Origin of the sequence: Lysinibacillus sp. OL1, assembly GCF_004332175.1 — a bacterium.
GTDB lineage: Bacteria > Bacillota > Bacilli > Bacillales_A > Planococcaceae > Lysinibacillus > Lysinibacillus capsici.
Window position 1 is genome coordinate 13270 of sequence record NZ_SJDS01000007.1, and the last position, 17006, is coordinate 30275.

Sequence of the window (17006 nt, forward strand, 5' to 3'; positions counted from 1 at the left end):
TTAATGATATAGGAGGCAATTCAATGACACGTCAATGGACAACATTACATACTTATGAAGACATTAAGTATGAGTTCTATAACGGTATCGCAAAAATTACGATTAACCGTCCAGAAGTGCGTAATGCATTCCGCCCAAAAACGGTAATGGAAATGATTGACGCATTCTCACGTGCACGCGATGATAAAAATATCGGTGTTATTATTCTAACTGGTGAAGGTGAACATGCTTTCTGCTCAGGCGGAGACCAAAAAGTTCGCGGTCACGGTGGCTACGTAGGAGAAGATGAAATTCCACGTCTAAACGTTCTTGATTTACAACGTTTAATCCGTGTAATTCCAAAACCTGTAGTAGCAATGGTAGCTGGCTACGCAATTGGTGGAGGTCACGTTTTACATGTTGTCTGTGACTTAACAATTGCAGCTGACAATGCTCGCTTTGGACAAACTGGACCAAAAGTGGGTTCATTCGATGCTGGTTATGGCTCAGGCTATCTTGCTCGTATTATTGGTCATAAAAAGGCACGTGAAATTTGGTACCTATGCCGTCAATACGATGCACAACAAGCACTTGATATGGGCTTAGTCAATACAGTTGTGCCTTATGCGCAATTGGAAGATGAGACAGTTCAATGGTGTGAAGAAATGCTTCAAATGTCACCAACTGCACTACGCTTCTTAAAAGCAGCGATGAATGCAGATACAGATGGTTTAGCAGGTCTTCAACAAATGGCAGGAGACGCTACACTTCTTTACTACACAACTGATGAAGCAAAAGAAGGCCGCGATGCATTCAAAGAAAAACGTCAACCAGATTTCGGTCAATTCCCAAGATTCCCTTGATTAGTATAGGGTTTAAAGCTCGTATCTTTTGGAGATACGAGCTTTTTATATGTCTTGAACAAGATTGAAGATAAAAATAGGGGATAGAAGCGGCTAAGCGGTGGATAAAACTCTCAAAGTAGCGGATAGAACTCAAGAGGTGAAGGCTAGAGATATTCACTAAAAAGCTAGATACTACATGGATAATAGACAAACTAGATGGGAAAGCGTTAAGATGTAGGGTGATTGGAGTGACAAAGATGTATCCTAACTGGATTTTACAAAGAGCTTATTTAACACCATTGCGCAAGGCACTTACCTTTAAAAAGCAAAGCTGGACTTTTCAAGAATTGAATGATGAATCGATAAAACGTGCTCGACAATTAGTAACACTTGGTATTCAACAGGGTGATCGAATTGCTATTATGGGGCCAAGTAAGCCTGAACTTGTAATCATGATGTATGCCTGCATGCATCTGCAATGTGAAATGGTGATGCTTAATCGTAGACTATCACAGGATGAGCTGGCTTATCAGCTAGAGGATTCAGAGGCTGTAGCGGTATTAGTTGCCGATGAGGATGTAGAAAAGCTACCATCTGAAACAACCTATCATTTATTTTCAGCAATTGAAAAGAGTGCAGAGGGTGCAGTAGATATTGTCAAGGAATGGCCTCTTCATCAAACAACAACTATTATGTATACGTCTGGTACAACCGGCTTCCCAAAAGGGGTTCGCCAAACAGTTGGCAATCATCAGGCTAGTGCCACTGCCTCCGTTTTAAATATTGGGCTACAGGCTCAGGACGTTTGGCTATGCGCGGTCCCTTTATTCCATATTAGTGGGTTCTCCATTTTAGTGCGTTCACTGCTATATGGAAATCAAATCTTTTTATATGAGCAATTTGATGTGGAAGCTATCGCACAAAATATTATGGATGGGGATGTCACCCATATGTCTGTTGTAGCGGTGACCTTGGAACGAATTCTACATACGCTAGAGCAACGCAATGTGAAAGCGTCATCTTATTTTAAGTTAATGTTAGCTGGAGGTGGACCTGTTCCCGTTGATTATTTAGCGAGAGCACATGCGTTAAATTTAGCTGTCGCACAAACGTATGGGATGACAGAAACCTCCTCACAAACAGCCACATTGGCAAGTGAAGATGCTATGCGGAAAATTGGTTCTGCAGGAAAGCCTTTATTTTTTAATCAAATAATGATTGCTGAGCCAAATGCTAAAGGTGAAGGGGAAATTTGCATTCGAGGTCCTCATGTCACACCAGGCTATATTGGACGTTTTGCACAAAAAAATGCAACAAAGGCTGGCTGGCTTCATACAGGTGATATTGGTTATGTGGATGAAGAGGGGTATTTATTCGTCATTGATCGAAGGGCAGATTTAATTATTTCAGGAGGAGAAAATATTTATCCTGCAGAAATAGAAAACGTACTACTCACACACCCAGCTGTCAAAGAGGCGGGTGTATGTGGTATACCTGATGAACAATGGGGGCAGGTACCTATTGCATTTATCGTATTAAATGAGCAGGTATCTGTTGAGCAACTAAAAGTCTTTTGTTTACAGAAACTTGCTAAATATAAAGTGCCTAAAGAAATGATTATTACAGACAGTCTTCCGCGCAATGGTGCGGACAAATTGTTGAGACGGAAATTATTACAATAAAAACTTTGTGAAAGAAGTCTTCTTAAAAGGAAGGCTTCTTTTTTATTTGAACTTTTAGCATGAAATTAATCATTTATTAACATAATAAAAAAAGAGAGGCATAAACTATTTAGTAAAGGAGAATGACTCATATGAGGAAATATATATATAATGTTGTCATTATATTATTTGTTCTACAAATGAGTCATGTGCAAGTATTTGCAAACTATGAAAAAGAAGATGTAGCAACAGCTCATTCAATTGAAACACTACAATCTCTCATTAATAAAGAAGTTATGCATCTATCATCCGAATTCTCGATTCGTTATACTGGTGACTTAGCCGAGATAAAAGATGAACTAACAGAAATTACTAAAAATGCAATTGAAAACTCTTATATTTATACTAATATTTCAAGTTTCCAATGGAAGTACGAGGGTTATAGCAATAATATTGTCATTGCCTTTGCATTTACGTACCATCTATCACAAACAGAGGCGTTATTTGTCGAGCAAACTTTGGAAAATATTATTGCACCTATGCATGGATTAAGTGACATAGAAAAACTACAGGCTGCACATGATTTTATTGTATTGTCCGCGGAATACTCTAAGGAAACAGAAGGAAGTCAATATTCTCCATATACATTATTAACGGAGAATAAGGGCGTCTGTCAGGCATATGCTTTAGTGCTATATCGAATGTTAGAAATGCTGGGTTTTGAGGTACAATATGTACCAGGAAAAGTAGGAGAACAGCTACATGCCTGGGTATTAGTGAAACTTGATCATGCTTGGTATCATATTGATGTGACATGGGATGACCCTTTGCCTGATCGTAAAGGAGAAGTTCGCTATCAATATTTTTTAGTGTCGGATCGCCAATTAGCACAAGATCATACATGGGATTATGCAAGTTTCCCCGCTGCAACAAGCGAAAAATATATAGATTTACAGGAAGAAACAAAAAGACAAAGTTTAGCAACACCTATACAACATCAATTGAATCAAATTATGGGGTTATCAATCATCGGAGAAAATCGGTTAGCCGTACAACAATTAGTGGAACAGCCGATGAAGCTTGTTACTCAAAAAACAAATAAACAAGACCATTTAGTTCAGTTTAACTTTACTGAGTGGCCACCGATGCTAGTAGAAAGTAGTATAATGGCTTTTGTTGTCCTTCAGCCAAAAGCTAAGCATGTGACTAAGCAAAAAACAATGAAGTGGCTAGGGTCTTTTTATCGAACGGAAAAACGGATGCCACAAGAAAAATACGTCATAATAAAGGAGGTGTCCCAATAGAGGGGCACCTCCTTACTCATATTATTGAACGCTTAAAGCTTTTTCTAATGTTTGAATATTTTTTTGCATCAATGTGAAATAGGTTTCCTTATTTTTTTCATCATCAGCTGTTAATACGCTTAAATTATGCAAGACAAGAGATTCTGCACCAACTTCTTTTTGAATAATCTCTGCTAATTTGGAAGAGACATTTTGTTCAAATAAAATATAGTGAATGTGCAATTCATTTGCTTTGTCTACAATCTTTGTTAATTCCTTTTGAGATGGCTCATTTTGTGAATTCAAGCCAGCAATCGGCACTTGAGTTAAGCCGTATTGACCAGCAATATAGCCAAATGCAGCATGGGATACAAAGAATGTTTTATTTTGTGCTTTGTCAGTCATTGCTTTGAAATCTTGATCTAAATCCTGTAATTCTTTTACTAATGCATCATAATTTGTGTTAAAAGTTGCCTCCTGAGCTGGCATTTTTTCAACTAGTGTGTTTTTGATAGCCAGTGCTAAGTCTTGACTAATTGTAGGAGATAACCAAACATGCGGATCGATATCGCCATGTTCATGCTCATCATGTCCATGTTCTTCAGCTTCATGTTCATGCTCTTCCTCGGTTGTACCGTGCTCATGCTCATCATGTGCGTCTGCTTCATGTTTTTCATCTTCTGCATGAACATGTCCTGTGCTTACAGCTAATTTTTCATCTGAAACGTCATCAGCAGTTGCCACCATTGTGACATCTTCGTTTGCTAAAGTTTTTTTAGCGTTTTCTACAAAGCCTTCAAGTCCTAAGCCAATATAGAAAAAGATATCAGCATCTGCTAATTTCATCATATCTTTTTGAGTTGGCTCGAAGGTATGTTCATTCGCACCAGCTGGGTAAATAGAAGCTACTTCAACATAATCGCCACCAATGCGCTGCGCAAAATAGCTTAACGGATAAACCGTTGTATAAACACTTAATTTATTTTTTTCCTCAGTCTTTTGGGATGTGGACGATTTGTCTCCACAAGCGGCAGTAAATAAAGCAAGAACTGCGACTAACAATAATACAGATAGTTTTTTCATATAAGTAAGATACCTCTCTTAAATAGTAATCATTACGATTTGTTTTTTAGAACAGTTATTATGATAACGCACAACTTAAAAAAGTACAAGAAAAAAATGCCCTCCGAAATTAATTCTTTTTCGAAGGCCATTTTTCAGGCACAGGATCAAAGCCACCAGGATGAAATGGATGACATTTGGATATACGTGTAATAGTTAAGAGAAAGCCTTTGAATGCACCGTGCTTTTGAAAAGCTTCGAGCCCATAAGAAGAACAGGTAGGATGAAAACGACAAGTAGGTGGCGTCATAGGTGAAATAAACTTTCTATAAAACTGGATGAGCCAAATAAAGGGGTATTTCATCGTTGCTCTTCCTTTTGCTGAGACGTAAGTTGTTCAGGCTTTGGATCAATTGTTTGTGTAAAAATATTATTTTTCTTCTTCATAATGATAATGACAGAAACACCAAACATTAGCATCATCATCGCAATCATAATGATAATTGGTAAAGGTACGCCCATTTATTTCACTCCAAATTCAGTAATGGTATTTAATTTTCCTCTTGATGATAGTTTTGTTTCGGTTTTTCATCAACAGTATGTTTAAAGGCATAGGCACGGTTGACACTGATAATTGTCGCAATGGTGATTAAAATAACGATGATAACTGCGACTATTAAGAGCGTAGTTAAACTCATAGTATTCACTCCGTTCTTTATTCATCATACCTATTATAAATTATCTGGTCCTATTAATTGTGAAGGAAGTTTGACATAAATGCGAATAAAACAACACCTATCACTCCATACTATGGAAAAAGGAGTGAATCGTAAAGATGGATCGTCAGCGCGTATATTTTTCACTTGCCAATAGAACGTATTATACCAACCCATATGCAGGACCATGGAATTTCGAACTCAATGTAGATCGACAGGCATTAGATGTATTTGAGAGAATCTTTCAGCAAATGCAACTGTTAGAAATTTCGAATGCATGGCGTGCACAGTTACCGTATATACAGTATCACCAAGATAGAGAAAATGATGAAATAGATAAAAGATTAATGAAAATCTATGCACTTGTTCATGAATATGGAGATGATGATACGAAGGCATTCGTTGAGCAGCTTCCTTATTTCAACAAACGTGTCTAGCGAATAGGGGAAAAGGTCACTGAATCAGAAGTGACCTTTTCTTCTATTAGCAAATGGCTTTTAAAATTGTAAAAACCGCTTCTCGAGGGACAATGATGGGGATAGTGAGTTGATCTTTAATCATGTTTTTCATCGTTGTGGAATAGCCCATACAATCAAGTATAAGCAAATCGGCTCCTTGCTCTTCTAATTGTTGTGCTTTTGACAATAAATGTTGGTTATCAAAGTGGTATGGGGAGCTTGCTGAAAAAGTTACATCGAACTGTGCTTTTTGCCATTTCTCTGCAACCGTTCGATGTTGTTCGGGTTCGGGGCCTATCAAACCAATGGCTAATTCTGTATGTAAGCCCTTCACTAAATTAGTCATCATACGATCAGGTAGTAAAAGATTTTTATAGGATAATTTATTCGTAAAATCTCCTGTACACATAAGTAGTATCCAAGTGAATTCATGTAGATCATCAATGCAGCTTTGAATATAAGGCATGAGCTTTTGTTTACTGAGCTTTACTTGTCGACCATTGGTAAGAAGTGTCACTAAAACATCTGGGTCCTCAAGAGAAGGCGAAAGTGTAGCAATTTCCTCTGAGGATAGTGAATCCAGTACACCGAATTCATGAACATGTAAACCTGCTTCTCTTAATTGCTGTATATCCTCTGCCATATCTTTACGAGGTGCCTGACCAATTGTTACAACGGCAATTTTCGAATGTTGCATTGCGTTCACTCCGCTTCGTAATATTTTTGTCCATTTACATAAGTTTGTAAAACCTTTGCTTCTGTTTCAAAAATAGGGTGCGACCAAACCACAAAATCAGCATCTTTGCCTTCCTCAAGGCTGCCAATGCGGTGATCAAGCTGTACAAGCTTAGCTGCATTGATCGTAATACTTTTGAGGGCTGTGACTTCATCTAAACCATAACGAATCGCTTCTGTGGCACAATACTTTAAGTATTGAATTGGTACAAATGGATGATCTGTCATGATAGCAAATGGAATATTATGTTCTTTAAAAACGGCAGCAATTGCGGGTGTAGAATGACGCGTTTCGTATTTAGATGGCGTTAACATATAGGGCCCAAGCGTTGCATGGAATCCACTTTCTTTAACGGCATCCACAATGAGATAGCCTTCTGTGCAGTGCTCTAAATGAAGCTTCACATTAAATTCTTTGGCAATTCTAATTGCTGTCATAATGTCATCTGCTCTATGGCAGTGAAGGCGAAGTGGCATGTCGCCTCGAAGTACCTCAATAAACGGGCGTAACTCAGCATTTTCTTTAATTTGCTCAGTTTGTTGTTGTTCATTGAGTTGACTTGCACGTTGGAAACCATCTCGTAAAAGCTGTGCAATGGCCATACGAGTCATCGGCTTGCGCTTATACTGATTGCCAAAGACGTTTTTCGGATTTTCCCCTAGGGCCCCCTTTAAACCGCTCCGCTCTACTAAAACACGAGAGGAAAGGGTAGGTCCTGCTGTTTTAAGAATGCTCCAAATACCACCAATGACATTGGCACTACCTGGCCCAGTTTGCACAGTGGTTACGCCCCCTTCTAACGCATGTTGAAAGGAAAAGTGTCGGATATCTACACTGTCTAAAGCGTGCATAAGAGGTGTAAAGGGTTCGCTATATTCATTGGCATCATTAATGTCTTCAGTGACTTCAGCCCATGTTCCGACATGTGCATGAATATCAATTAATCCTGGTGTAACATAAGCTCCCTGTAGATCAACTAGCTCTGCTTGTGGGGGGAATTCTTTGGCTGGTCCAATATAGACAATACGCCCATTTTCGATCCATAACTGTTCACAAGTATCGTTCTGCTCATTGACTGTATGAAACTTTGCATGATGATAAATAATCATTGTGTAAACCCTTCTTCCCGTGCATAAACTTTTGTTCCTTTAATATAGGTTGCGACAACCTGGGCATCTAAATTTAATGGATGCTTATCCCAAATAACAAAATCAGCAAGAAGACCATCACGAATAGCACCTGTTAGATGGGCAATCCCTAGAAAATTTGCAGCCCCGGTTGTCAGAGCATATAGTACGTCCTGGCGTGCCATACCTTCTCTTACAGCTAAGCATCCTTCTAATGTTAGATGCGAGGTGCTACTAACAGGATGATCCGTACAAAAAACGAATGGAATACTGTGCTTATACAGTTGATGATACAGTTTGGGTGATAGTGCCATCATCTCATTGTGCTCAATATATCGAAATGTAGGACCAGCTATAACCGTATTAAAGGATGTTTCATGAAGGAATGTAATTTCAGTGCCATGGATAATATGAAAATCAAAAATTGACCCAAATTCTTGTTGAAGGCGGCTAATGAATTCAAGATCAACGGCTTTGTGCGCTCGAATAACGATTTTCGTAATGGACGGCTCCTGTTGCTGAATTTGTTGTAATGTTTCTCTTAAAATTTTGGCGATGCCCATACGAGTGAGTGGTTTTTTCTTTTCAGCGAAAAATGTACTTTTTGCCTGATGTCCAATAGAGAAGGAATAAGCCACATCTTTAGAAATAACCATTTCATCAACCGTTGTATGTGTATGGTGAATAATAGCCGTTTTTGCACCAATCAAGCTTTTAGGAGAGGGAACAATGTGAGATGCGGTCACCCCATGAGAAACAGCTTTTTGAAAAGCAGTATCAAATGGGTATATGCCATCAACGACAGAATATTGCAGATGGGAGTCAAATTCATAGCTATCATCACCTTCCCAACGAATCCCTATTTCAGCTAGACCGATTTGTGAGCAGCTATCGATAAAACCTGGTGTAATATAGTAGCCATCTAAATCCAACTCTGTTTCAGGTGAATGAGTAGCGGGCTCAAAGTATTGCCCTTGCACTTGAAAAGATTGCTTATGAAAGCTACGTGTCTCAGAATTAAAAACAAGTCCATTTATATAGCGAGTCATCGGATCTAATCTCTCCTTATGAAGAGAAAAGCGGAGACTAGTATCTCCACTTTTCAAGTTTAATTATTTAGTAATGGAAACGTTTGTGCCATTTGGATGCACAATTTGTACGGAGTTATCAGCAGAAACCTCAAAGCCCTGTACTTTTTTGTTTACACCTGCAACTGTTTGTGTTGCCTCTAATTCAATACGTGGAACATCCGCTAAAATTAGCTTTAATGCTTCTTGGTATAATTTTGCACGTTCTTCTTGCACCACTGTTTCTGATACGGCACGTTCTAATAATTTATCCACTTCTGGATTGCTGTAGCCTTTACCATTTCCTAACGCACCAATTTGATTTGTGTGGAATAATTGATAAAGGAAGAAATAAGGATCTGGATACCAAGTCCAGCCACCAATATTCATTGGCGCATTACCCTTTGCCACAGTATCACTGTAAGTACCCCATTCAAGCACTTTTATTTCCACATCGATATTTAAGTTCTTCTTTAACTGACTTTGGAAAATCGTTGCGTAAGGAACACGTGCTTCTGATACGAAAATCTCTGTCTTGAAGCCATCAGCATAACCAGCCTCTGCTAGTAATTTTTTTGCTTCTTCTGGATTATATTTTGGTACCATATCAACTAACGATTGATCATATCCCCATGAACCAGGTGGTAATGGTAAATAAGAAACATCGCCGCCACCCCATTGGTTAACGCCAGAAATAATTTCCTCTACATTTGTTGCCATATAAATCGCTTCACGAACGCGTTTGTCAGCAGTAGGACCTACTTTGTTATTAAGATCAAGATAAACAATGGATAGACCTGGATTTGTTAAAAGCTCAAGGTTACTATCTTGGTTGATGATTTCTCGGTTTTGACCTTTAACGTCCATGGCAATATCAATATCACCAGAACGTAATGCGTTGGTCATCATATTTTGATCGGAGATAAACTTCATTGTTAAGTTATCGACATTTGGCTTATCGCCCCAATAATTATCGTGACGAACTAATTTTACTTCTTGGTCTTTTTTCCATTCTGTTAGTTGGAATGGACCTGTACCAACAAAGTGTTCAGAAAAATTATCGCCCCATCCTTCAACTTCTTCTTTTGGAATAATAATATTCCCTGCATCCGTTAGCATAGCAAGTAGGGCAGCATTTGGTGTAGCTAAGTGAATCTCTACTTCATAATCCGATAACACTTTCACTTCTGTCACACCACTTAAACGATTCATAGCAGATTCTTTAGCAGATCGTTCTAAAGAGTATTTGACATCTTCAGCTGTCATTTCACGGCCATCCTGATACTGACCTTTTTGGAATTTAACACCTTCGCGTAATTTGAATGTGTAGACTAACATATCCTCTGATACATTCCATTCAGTTGCTAACGAAGGGATGATATCAGATAGATCTTTGTTATAAACAACTAACGTATCAGCCATTTGGCGCATCACCTGTGATTCATAAACCCCAGTATATTTGATCGGATCAAATGTTTTTGCATTGGCTGACAGACCAATATTTAATGTGCCTCCAGAAGTAGCTTCTCCCTCTTTTTTATCCGTTGAAGTACTTTTCTCATTGTTTCCACCACAAGCAGCTAAAACACCAATTAGTAAAGTTAAAAAGAGTAGTAGTAAAGACTTTCTTACGTTTAATTTCTTCATATGCACTAGCCTCCTTAGTTTTTGTTTCACAATATGAACCGTTGATTCAAAAATGGTAGGTTCGAGATTAAAATTAGCACACTTGTAAATAGAAAGTAAATATAAAATTACAAAGATTCAGAAAAAAATATATTTACAAACAATTATTGAGTGGTGTACTATGTGGTTATTCACAATATGAACCACTGATTCTAATAATGAAAAGGAGGTCTTGCTAAGATGGGCTCATTTATTTTAAAAAGATTAGTTAACCTCATCCCGACACTGCTAGTAGTAGGAATTATCGTCTTTATTATTACGCGAATGATTCCTGGTGACCCGGCTTCAGTCATGCTTGGACCACAAGCAAGTGTAGAAGATGTAGAGAATTTAAGAGAAGAGCTAGGATTAAATAAATCCATGCCTTCGCAATTTATTTCATATGTAGGAGATCTAGCACAGTTAAATTTAGGATATTCCTATTCTTATAGTGAGTCTGTCATCGGACTTATTCTCGAAAGGTTCCCTAATACAGTGATATTGGCATTGGCAGCGCTGTTAATAGCCGTCGTGATTGGCATCCCAGCAGGAATATTTGCAGCGAGAAAGCAAAATACCATCATTGATTATGTTGTAATGCTTGTGTCATTAGTTGGTGTATCTATGCCAATTTTCTGGTTGGGCATCATGCTTGTCTTATTCTTTAGTGTTAACCTTGGTTGGTTCCCAGCGACTGGGATGGGGAATATCAGTGATGGCCTATGGACCTATTTGAAACATTTAATTTTGCCAGCATTTGCTTTAGCAACGATTCCAATGGCGACATTTGCACGGATTACCCGTTCAAGTATGTTAGAGGTTATTTCGCAAGATTATATTAAAACAGCTCGTTCTAAAGGTATTAAAGAATATTTAGTAATTGGTAAACATGCATTTAAGAATGCGCTAACACCGATTTTAACCGTGTTAGGAATGCAAATTTCTAATTTACTGGGCGGAGCGGTTTTAACAGAAACAATTTTTAGTTGGCCTGGGATGGGTCGATTAATTGTAGATGCCATTGATAAACGTGACTTTGTAGTCGTCCAAGGTACTGTTATTTTCATTGCGTTTATCTTTGTGCTTGTTAACTTAGTAGTCGATGTACTTTATAAAGTGGTCAATCCTAAGGTCAATTTAGAATCGGATGGGGGGAAAAAATAACAATGACTCAAGCAATCGTCCAAGAAACGAAAAAAAGAAATACGTTATTGCGCAAGTTGCTAAAAAATAAATTAGCGACAATTGGGTTAATCATTGTCACTTTAATGGGTATTGTTGCTATTTTTGCCCCATTGATTGCTACCCATCCACCGAATGAAATGATTGTCGGTAAATCGTTTTTACCGATGAATACAGAAGGACATTTATTAGGAACAGATAACTATGGCCGTGATCTGTTTAGTCGCTTAGTTTACGGTACACGAATCTCAATGATTGTTGGGATTGCGGCGGTGCTATTTGGTGCTGTGTTTGGCACACTGCTAGGCTTAGTGGCAGGGTATTTTGGTGGACGCATTGATTCCATTATTATGCGCACAATGGATGGTCTTTTCGCATTCCCATTTATATTACTAGCTATTACATTAATGACGGTATTAGGGCAAGGACTTGTCAATGTCATTGTTGCGATTGGTATTGCTAATATTCCAGGTTTCGCACGACTTGTTCGAGGACAGGTGTTAAGTGTAAAAGAGGAGGAATTCGTTGAAGTAACGCATTCTTTAGGTGCTACACATACGAGGATCATTTTTAGCCATATATTACCGAACTGTTTAGCCCCTTTAATTGTCTATGGAACGATGAGTACAGCTGGCGCTATTATTTCAGAAGCTGCCCTTAGCTTTTTAGGATTAGGCGTTCAACCACCAACAGCTTCATGGGGCAGTATTTTAAAAGATGGCAAAGACTTTTTAGTATTAAATCCCCAAATGGCGACATTTTCAGGCATTTGTATTTTATTAACAGTTCTTGGAATTAACCTATTAGGGGATGGATTACGCGATGCATTAGATCCGAAAATGAAAGTTTAATGGAAGGGGGTGGAGTCATGACTGAACGTTTACTAGATGTAGAAAACTTAACAGTAGAATTTAAAAGTGGCGGCTCTACAATGAAAGCTGTTAATGGAGTAAATTTACAATTAAATAAGAAGGAAACACTAGGTATTGTGGGAGAGTCAGGATCAGGAAAAAGTGTTACAGCCACTGCTCTCATGCGTTTAATTCCATCTCCGCCAGGAAAAATAACGAATGGAAAAATTCTATTTAATGGCCGCGATTTAATCGAAATTTCTGAAAAAGAAATGCGCAATGTGCGAGGCAATGACATCTCAATGATTTTCCAAGATCCAATTACAAGTTTGAATCCTGTCTTAACAGTGGGCAATCAAATTATTGAAGTCATCCAAGCACATGAAACAATATCGAAGAAAGATGCCGCTATCAAAGCAGTCGATATGTTAAAAATGGTTGGGATTCCTGAGCCAGAGAAACGATTAAAAATGTATCCTCACGAATTTTCAGGTGGAATGCGTCAGCGTGTCATGATTGCTATTGCCCTAGCTTGTAACCCGAAACTACTCATTGCTGATGAGCCAACAACTGCACTAGATGTAACTGTACAAGCTCAAATTCTTGATTTAATGAAAAAATTACAACAAGAACATGATACAGCCATCATTATGATTACGCACGATTTAGGTGTAGTTTGGGAGCTATGTGACAAAGTAAATGTTATGTATGCAGGTCGTACAGTAGAGTCTACTACAACAAGACAGCTCTATGAAAAATCTTTACATCCCTATACGTGGGGATTATTAGAGTCTCAAATTACAATGGGGACTCAAGAGCAACAAAGGCTGCCGGCTATTCCTGGTAGTCCACCAGATTTAACAATGCCACATAGTGGCTGTCACTTCTCAGCACGATGTCCTTTAGCGACAGATATTTGTCGTAGTACTGTGCCTGATTTAGTGGAAGTACAGGATAACCATTTTGTAGCCTGCCATTTACAAGCAAAAGATCAAATTGTCCCTAGGAAGGAGGGAATTTTTAATGCAACAGTACAATGAACTTGTCTTAAAGGTAAGTAATTTAAAAAAGCATTTTCCCATTAAAAGTTCAATTCCTTTTAAAAAACCAACACAATTTGTGAAGGCGGTAGATGGTGTAAGTTTTGAGTTATATAAAGGTGAGACACTGGGGATTGTGGGAGAGTCGGGGTGTGGTAAATCAACGGTTGCCCGTTTAATCAACCAGCTAATTTCACCAACAGAGGGAGTAGTTGAATTTAAGGGAACGGATTTAGCAAGCTTAAATTCAAAAGATATCCGCTCTGCTCGAAAATCCATCCAAATGGTTTTCCAAAATCCTTATGCATCACTCGATCCTCGTAAAACGATTGAATATCTTATTGCTGAGCCATTAGTGATCCATGGGATTGGTGATGAGGCATCCCGTAAAAAGCGAGTGGTTGAATTACTTGAAACAGTCGGATTAAGTGCATACCATGCAAAACGCCATCCACATGAATTTTCTGGTGGACAAAGACAACGTATAAATATTGCTCGGGCTCTTGCACTGAATCCAGATATTGTGGTGTGTGATGAACCTGTTTCAGCATTAGATGTCTCTGTACAGGCTCAGGTTATCAATCTATTAAAAGATTTACAGAAAGAATTCGGTTTAACCTATATTTTTATTTCACATGATTTGAATGTGGTGAACTACATGTGTGATCGTATTGCTGTCATGTATTTAGGGAAAATAGTAGAAATTGGCACATACAAGGAAATTTATAAGAACCCTCAGCATCCTTACACACAAGCCTTGTTATCGGCCATACCTAAGGAAAATCCTTTTGATAAAAAGGACCGTATTATTTTATCTGGCGATGTTCCAAGCCCGGTTAATCCCCCGAGTGGCTGTGCATTCCATAAGCGTTGTCGTTTTGCTACAGAAAAATGTGCAGAGGTCCAACCGACACTTGATACAGTATCAGCTACACATCAAGTATCGTGTCATTTATATAAGTCGATACAGCAAGAAGTATCATCAATTAACGAAAGATAAAATTTATTGAAGCAGAAAAAGGAGCGGACTGATTATGTCATTGAAGCATGTTATTGAATTATACGAGGTAATGGATAGTATTTATGTAAACGGAGACACGATTAAGAAGTATTTACACAATATTGATTCCACAGCAGATGTCAAGGTAAAAACTATTCAAGGCGAAAGCGGCTCAACAGATTTTGTTCGCGTCCTCGTGAAAGGAAAGAATGGCAAATCCTCTGGCGGAAATGCACCTACATTAGGAATTATTGGACGATTAGGTGGTATCGGAGCACGCCCTGAAATGACAGGCTTTGTATCAGATGGAGACGGCGCACTGGCATGTCTGGCAGGAGCAGCAAAAGCTATTGATATGGCCTTAAAGGGTGATCAATTAGAGGGTGACGTTATATTCTCCACACATATTTGTCCAACAGCTCCAACCTTACCACATGAGCCAGTGCCATTTATGAACTCGCCAGTGGATATTAGTGTCATGAACGAAAATGAAGTAGAAGACACAATGGATGCTATTCTATCAATTGATACAACAAAAGGCAATCAAGTATGTAACCATAAAGGATTTGCGATAACGCCAACTGTCAAAGAAGGTTACATATTAAAAATAAGTGATGATTTATTGCACGTATATACACAATCTGCTGGCATTTCTCCAATTGTGCTGCCGATTACGATGCAAGACATTACACCCTATGGGAATGGTTTATTCCATATCAATAGTATTTTACAACCAGCAGTTGCAACATCTAGCCCTGTTGTAGGTGTAGCGATTACAACCGAATCTGTTGTGGCAGGCTGCGCAACAGGTGCAACCCATGTTACAGATGTAGAGAATGTTGTGCGATTTGTGTTGGAGGTAGCAAAAACTTATGGTGCTAATAAATGCTCTTTCTTTGATGAAACACAATTTACACATATGAAAGGCTTATATGGTAGCATGCGTCATTTACAAACGAAAGGAAACGAGGTACACACACATGAATGATTTACAAGCACTTAAAGCTCAATTAGTAGATGCAGTTGAAAATCATCAAGATGAATTGATAGCGTTTTGTTCAAAGCTCATTCAAATTCCAAGTGTCAATCCTCCGGGGGATACGACTGAAATAACAGCTTTTATCGAAAACTATTTAAATGATGTAGGCATTACTTATCAAAAATATGAAGCTGCAGATAAAATGTTTAATTTAGTAGCTTCTATTGGAAATGGGGAAGGAAAAGAACTCGTTTATTGTGGCCATACCGATGTTGTTCCTGTCGGTGATCTATCAAAATGGGATTTTGATCCGTTTTCAGGAGAAGTGAAGGATGGCTGGATGCTTGGCCGTGGGGCGAGTGATATGAAAGCTGGTTTAGCAGGTGTTATTTTTGCAACAAAGCTATTAAAGAAACTGAACATTGAACTACCAGGGAAATTAACTTTGGCGATCGTACCAGATGAAGAAACTGGCGGTGAATTTGGTGTTCCATGGCTGTTAGAGCGAGGCTATGTGCAGGGAGATGGTTGTTTAATCGCTGAGCCCTCTTCACCTTTAAACCCAACTATTGGACAAAAGGGCTCTTACTGGTTTGAATTAGAGGTGCGTGGGGAACCTGGTCATGGAAGCCTGTCACCATTGGCTGGACGAAATGCCATTGTCGATGCAATTCGAGCTATACAAGAGATTCGTACACTATGGGATGTAGAAATCACAATACCTGAAGAGGTACAGCCACTTATCGAGGTATCAAAAAAATACATGCGTGAAGTGGAGAAAGATCGCTTGAAATATCAAGAAGTTTTAGAGAAAATTACTGTAAATATTGGTACAATTGAGGGAGGTACGAAGTCAAACGTAATCCCGGATTACTGTAAGGTCCAGGTCGATTGTCGTTTACCATTTGGTATTACACAAGAAGAAGTAACAGAAATCTTGACAACTAAACTAGATGGCTTGGCTATCGATTATTCAATCCAACGTTTTGGCTTCAAAAGCGTAGCCAATTATACGCCTGCTGAAAATCCTGTTTGCCAATCGATAGTGGAAAATATATCGTATGTTACAGGGCAAGAGGCATATGGTGTCATGCAATGGGCAAGCAGTGACGCTCGTCATTTCAGACAATATGATATTCCTGTATTGCAATACGGCCCAGCTTATTTACCAAGTATTCATGGTTATAATGAAAAAGTACGTGTTGAGGATATCGTACGCTGTGCAAAAGTTTATATAACTGCTGCTGTTGATTTCCTATATCAAAAGTAAGAGATTAGCTACTCTCTTACTTTTGATAAAGTGATATCAGGTGCTGACGGCTGCTAAATCTGTCGATTATTTCCCCCTTAAGAGA

Annotated in this window: 18 protein-coding genes; 10 read left to right on the forward strand and 8 right to left on the reverse strand. The window is 38.6% G+C overall.

The annotated features are described in order from the left end of the window. The first annotated feature begins 23 nt into the window (after nt 1-23). The 3 genes from menB (at nt 24) to EW028_RS13555 (ending at nt 3789) form a co-directional block, all read left to right on the forward strand. The gene (gene menB / locus EW028_RS13545) at nt 24-842 is read left to right on the forward strand and encodes a 1,4-dihydroxy-2-naphthoyl-CoA synthase (protein WP_004225917.1); all 819 of its coding nucleotides are present in this window, start codon (nt 24-26) and stop codon (nt 840-842) included. Nucleotides 843-1081: 239 nt separating this feature from the next. Then, nucleotides 1082-2506 (forward strand): o-succinylbenzoate--CoA ligase, encoded by a 1425-nt coding sequence (locus tag EW028_RS13550; RefSeq protein ID WP_131521421.1) that lies wholly within the window; start codon nt 1082-1084, stop codon nt 2504-2506. Between the two features lie 131 nt (nt 2507-2637). Next, on the forward strand, nt 2638-3789 hold the full coding sequence (locus EW028_RS13555; protein WP_131521255.1) for a transglutaminase domain-containing protein: 1152 nt from the start codon (nt 2638-2640) through the stop codon (nt 3787-3789). 21 nt (nt 3790-3810) lie between these two features. On the opposite strand, the gene EW028_RS13560 is transcribed toward EW028_RS13555, so the two are convergent. The 4 genes from EW028_RS13560 to ytzI form a co-directional block, all read right to left on the reverse strand. Next, nucleotides 3811-4851 carry a metal ABC transporter solute-binding protein, Zn/Mn family gene (locus EW028_RS13560; protein ID WP_131521256.1) on the reverse strand — a complete coding sequence of 347 codons (1041 nt, stop codon included), beginning with the start codon at nt 4849-4851 and terminating at the stop codon, nt 3811-3813. A 109-nt stretch (nt 4852-4960) separates the two neighbouring features. Continuing rightward, nucleotides 4961-5194, reverse strand: coding sequence for a membrane protein insertion efficiency factor YidD (gene yidD, locus EW028_RS13565; protein WP_016992521.1), 234 nt, complete (start codon nt 5192-5194; stop codon nt 4961-4963). Beyond that, nucleotides 5191-5352: a hypothetical protein gene (locus tag EW028_RS25325; RefSeq protein ID WP_016992522.1), complete on the reverse strand. Its 162-nt coding sequence runs from the start codon at nt 5350-5352 to the stop codon at nt 5191-5193. The genes yidD and EW028_RS25325 overlap by 4 nt, the downstream gene beginning before the upstream one ends. Before the next feature lie 29 nt (nt 5353-5381). Then, nucleotides 5382-5528 carry a YtzI protein gene (ytzI, locus tag EW028_RS13570; protein WP_004225932.1) on the reverse strand — a complete coding sequence of 49 codons (147 nt, stop codon included), beginning with the start codon at nt 5526-5528 and terminating at the stop codon, nt 5382-5384. Between the two features lie 137 nt (nt 5529-5665). On the opposite strand from ytzI, the gene EW028_RS13575 reads away from it, so the two are divergent. Beyond that, nucleotides 5666-5983, forward strand: a complete 318-nt coding sequence (locus EW028_RS13575; protein WP_009371464.1) for a hypothetical protein — start codon at nt 5666-5668, stop codon at nt 5981-5983. 46 nt (nt 5984-6029) lie between these two features. Here the strand turns inward: EW028_RS13575 and EW028_RS13580 are convergent, their stop codons facing one another. The 4 genes from EW028_RS13580 to EW028_RS13595 form a co-directional block, all read right to left on the reverse strand. Continuing rightward, nucleotides 6030-6701, reverse strand: coding sequence for an AroM family protein (locus tag EW028_RS13580; RefSeq protein ID WP_131521257.1), 672 nt, complete (start codon nt 6699-6701; stop codon nt 6030-6032). 5 nt (nt 6702-6706) lie between these two features. Beyond that, nucleotides 6707-7849, reverse strand: a complete 1143-nt coding sequence (locus tag EW028_RS13585; RefSeq protein ID WP_131521258.1) for an amidohydrolase — start codon at nt 7847-7849, stop codon at nt 6707-6709. Then, nucleotides 7846-8916: an amidohydrolase family protein gene (locus EW028_RS13590; protein WP_131521259.1), complete on the reverse strand. Its 1071-nt coding sequence runs from the start codon at nt 8914-8916 to the stop codon at nt 7846-7848. The genes EW028_RS13585 and EW028_RS13590 overlap by 4 nt, the downstream gene beginning before the upstream one ends. Before the next feature lie 63 nt (nt 8917-8979). Continuing rightward, nucleotides 8980-10581 carry an ABC transporter substrate-binding protein gene (locus tag EW028_RS13595; RefSeq protein ID WP_131521260.1) on the reverse strand — a complete coding sequence of 534 codons (1602 nt, stop codon included), beginning with the start codon at nt 10579-10581 and terminating at the stop codon, nt 8980-8982. A gap of 219 nt (nt 10582-10800) precedes the next feature. Between EW028_RS13595 and EW028_RS13600 the strand changes: the two genes are divergently transcribed. The 6 genes from EW028_RS13600 to EW028_RS13625 are packed head-to-tail and all read left to right on the forward strand — an operon-like array spanning nt 10801 to nt 16921. Next, nucleotides 10801-11763 carry an ABC transporter permease gene (locus EW028_RS13600; RefSeq protein WP_004225947.1) on the forward strand — a complete coding sequence of 321 codons (963 nt, stop codon included), beginning with the start codon at nt 10801-10803 and terminating at the stop codon, nt 11761-11763. Between the two features lie 2 nt (nt 11764-11765). Then, nucleotides 11766-12632: an ABC transporter permease gene (locus tag EW028_RS13605; RefSeq protein WP_004225950.1), complete on the forward strand. Its 867-nt coding sequence runs from the start codon at nt 11766-11768 to the stop codon at nt 12630-12632. A gap of 17 nt (nt 12633-12649) precedes the next feature. After that, nucleotides 12650-13672 carry an ABC transporter ATP-binding protein gene (locus EW028_RS13610; RefSeq protein WP_131521261.1) on the forward strand — a complete coding sequence of 341 codons (1023 nt, stop codon included), beginning with the start codon at nt 12650-12652 and terminating at the stop codon, nt 13670-13672. Beyond that, complete coding sequence (locus EW028_RS13615) at nt 13656-14672, forward strand: ABC transporter ATP-binding protein (protein ID WP_131521262.1); 1017 nt, start codon at nt 13656-13658, stop codon at nt 14670-14672. The genes EW028_RS13610 and EW028_RS13615 overlap by 17 nt, the downstream gene beginning before the upstream one ends. 34 nt (nt 14673-14706) lie before the next feature. After that, nucleotides 14707-15660 carry a DUF1177 domain-containing protein gene (locus tag EW028_RS13620; RefSeq protein ID WP_131521263.1) on the forward strand — a complete coding sequence of 318 codons (954 nt, stop codon included), beginning with the start codon at nt 14707-14709 and terminating at the stop codon, nt 15658-15660. Next, entirely contained in the window at nt 15653-16921 is a 1269-nt protein-coding gene (locus tag EW028_RS13625) for a M20 family metallopeptidase (RefSeq protein WP_131521264.1), read from the forward strand. The genes EW028_RS13620 and EW028_RS13625 overlap by 8 nt, the downstream gene beginning before the upstream one ends. Nucleotides 16922-17006 lie beyond the last annotated feature (85 nt).

What these genes read in the sequence shown, in the direction of transcription:
- yidD (WP_016992521.1), bottom strand. Translation starts at nt 5,194, where the DNA reads ATGAAATACCCCTTTATTTGGCTCATCCAGTTTTATAGAAAGTTTATT.
- EW028_RS13585 (WP_131521258.1), bottom strand. Translation starts at nt 7,849, where the DNA reads ATGATTATTTATCATCATGCAAAGTTTCATACAGTCAATGAGCAGAAC.
- EW028_RS13615 (WP_131521262.1), top strand. Translation starts at nt 13,656, where the DNA reads ATGCAACAGTACAATGAACTTGTCTTAAAGGTAAGTAATTTAAAAAAG.
- EW028_RS13580 (WP_131521257.1), bottom strand. Translation starts at nt 6,701, where the DNA reads ATGCAACATTCGAAAATTGCCGTTGTAACAATTGGTCAGGCACCTCGT.
- EW028_RS13610 (WP_131521261.1), top strand. Translation starts at nt 12,650, where the DNA reads ATGACTGAACGTTTACTAGATGTAGAAAACTTAACAGTAGAATTTAAA.
- EW028_RS25325 (WP_016992522.1), bottom strand. Translation starts at nt 5,352, where the DNA reads ATGGGCGTACCTTTACCAATTATCATTATGATTGCGATGATGATGCTA.
- EW028_RS13590 (WP_131521259.1), bottom strand. Translation starts at nt 8,916, where the DNA reads ATGACTCGCTATATAAATGGACTTGTTTTTAATTCTGAGACACGTAGC.
- EW028_RS13620 (WP_131521263.1), top strand. Translation starts at nt 14,707, where the DNA reads ATGTCATTGAAGCATGTTATTGAATTATACGAGGTAATGGATAGTATT.
- EW028_RS13600 (WP_004225947.1), top strand. Translation starts at nt 10,801, where the DNA reads ATGGGCTCATTTATTTTAAAAAGATTAGTTAACCTCATCCCGACACTG.
- EW028_RS13595 (WP_131521260.1), bottom strand. Translation starts at nt 10,581, where the DNA reads ATGAAGAAATTAAACGTAAGAAAGTCTTTACTACTACTCTTTTTAACT.
- ytzI (WP_004225932.1), bottom strand. Translation starts at nt 5,528, where the DNA reads ATGAGTTTAACTACGCTCTTAATAGTCGCAGTTATCATCGTTATTTTA.
- EW028_RS13605 (WP_004225950.1), top strand. Translation starts at nt 11,766, where the DNA reads ATGACTCAAGCAATCGTCCAAGAAACGAAAAAAAGAAATACGTTATTG.
- EW028_RS13550 (WP_131521421.1), top strand. Translation starts at nt 1,082, where the DNA reads ATGTATCCTAACTGGATTTTACAAAGAGCTTATTTAACACCATTGCGC.
- menB (WP_004225917.1), top strand. Translation starts at nt 24, where the DNA reads ATGACACGTCAATGGACAACATTACATACTTATGAAGACATTAAGTAT.
- EW028_RS13575 (WP_009371464.1), top strand. Translation starts at nt 5,666, where the DNA reads ATGGATCGTCAGCGCGTATATTTTTCACTTGCCAATAGAACGTATTAT.
- EW028_RS13560 (WP_131521256.1), bottom strand. Translation starts at nt 4,851, where the DNA reads ATGAAAAAACTATCTGTATTATTGTTAGTCGCAGTTCTTGCTTTATTT.
- EW028_RS13625 (WP_131521264.1), top strand. Translation starts at nt 15,653, where the DNA reads ATGAATGATTTACAAGCACTTAAAGCTCAATTAGTAGATGCAGTTGAA.
- EW028_RS13555 (WP_131521255.1), top strand. Translation starts at nt 2,638, where the DNA reads ATGAGGAAATATATATATAATGTTGTCATTATATTATTTGTTCTACAA.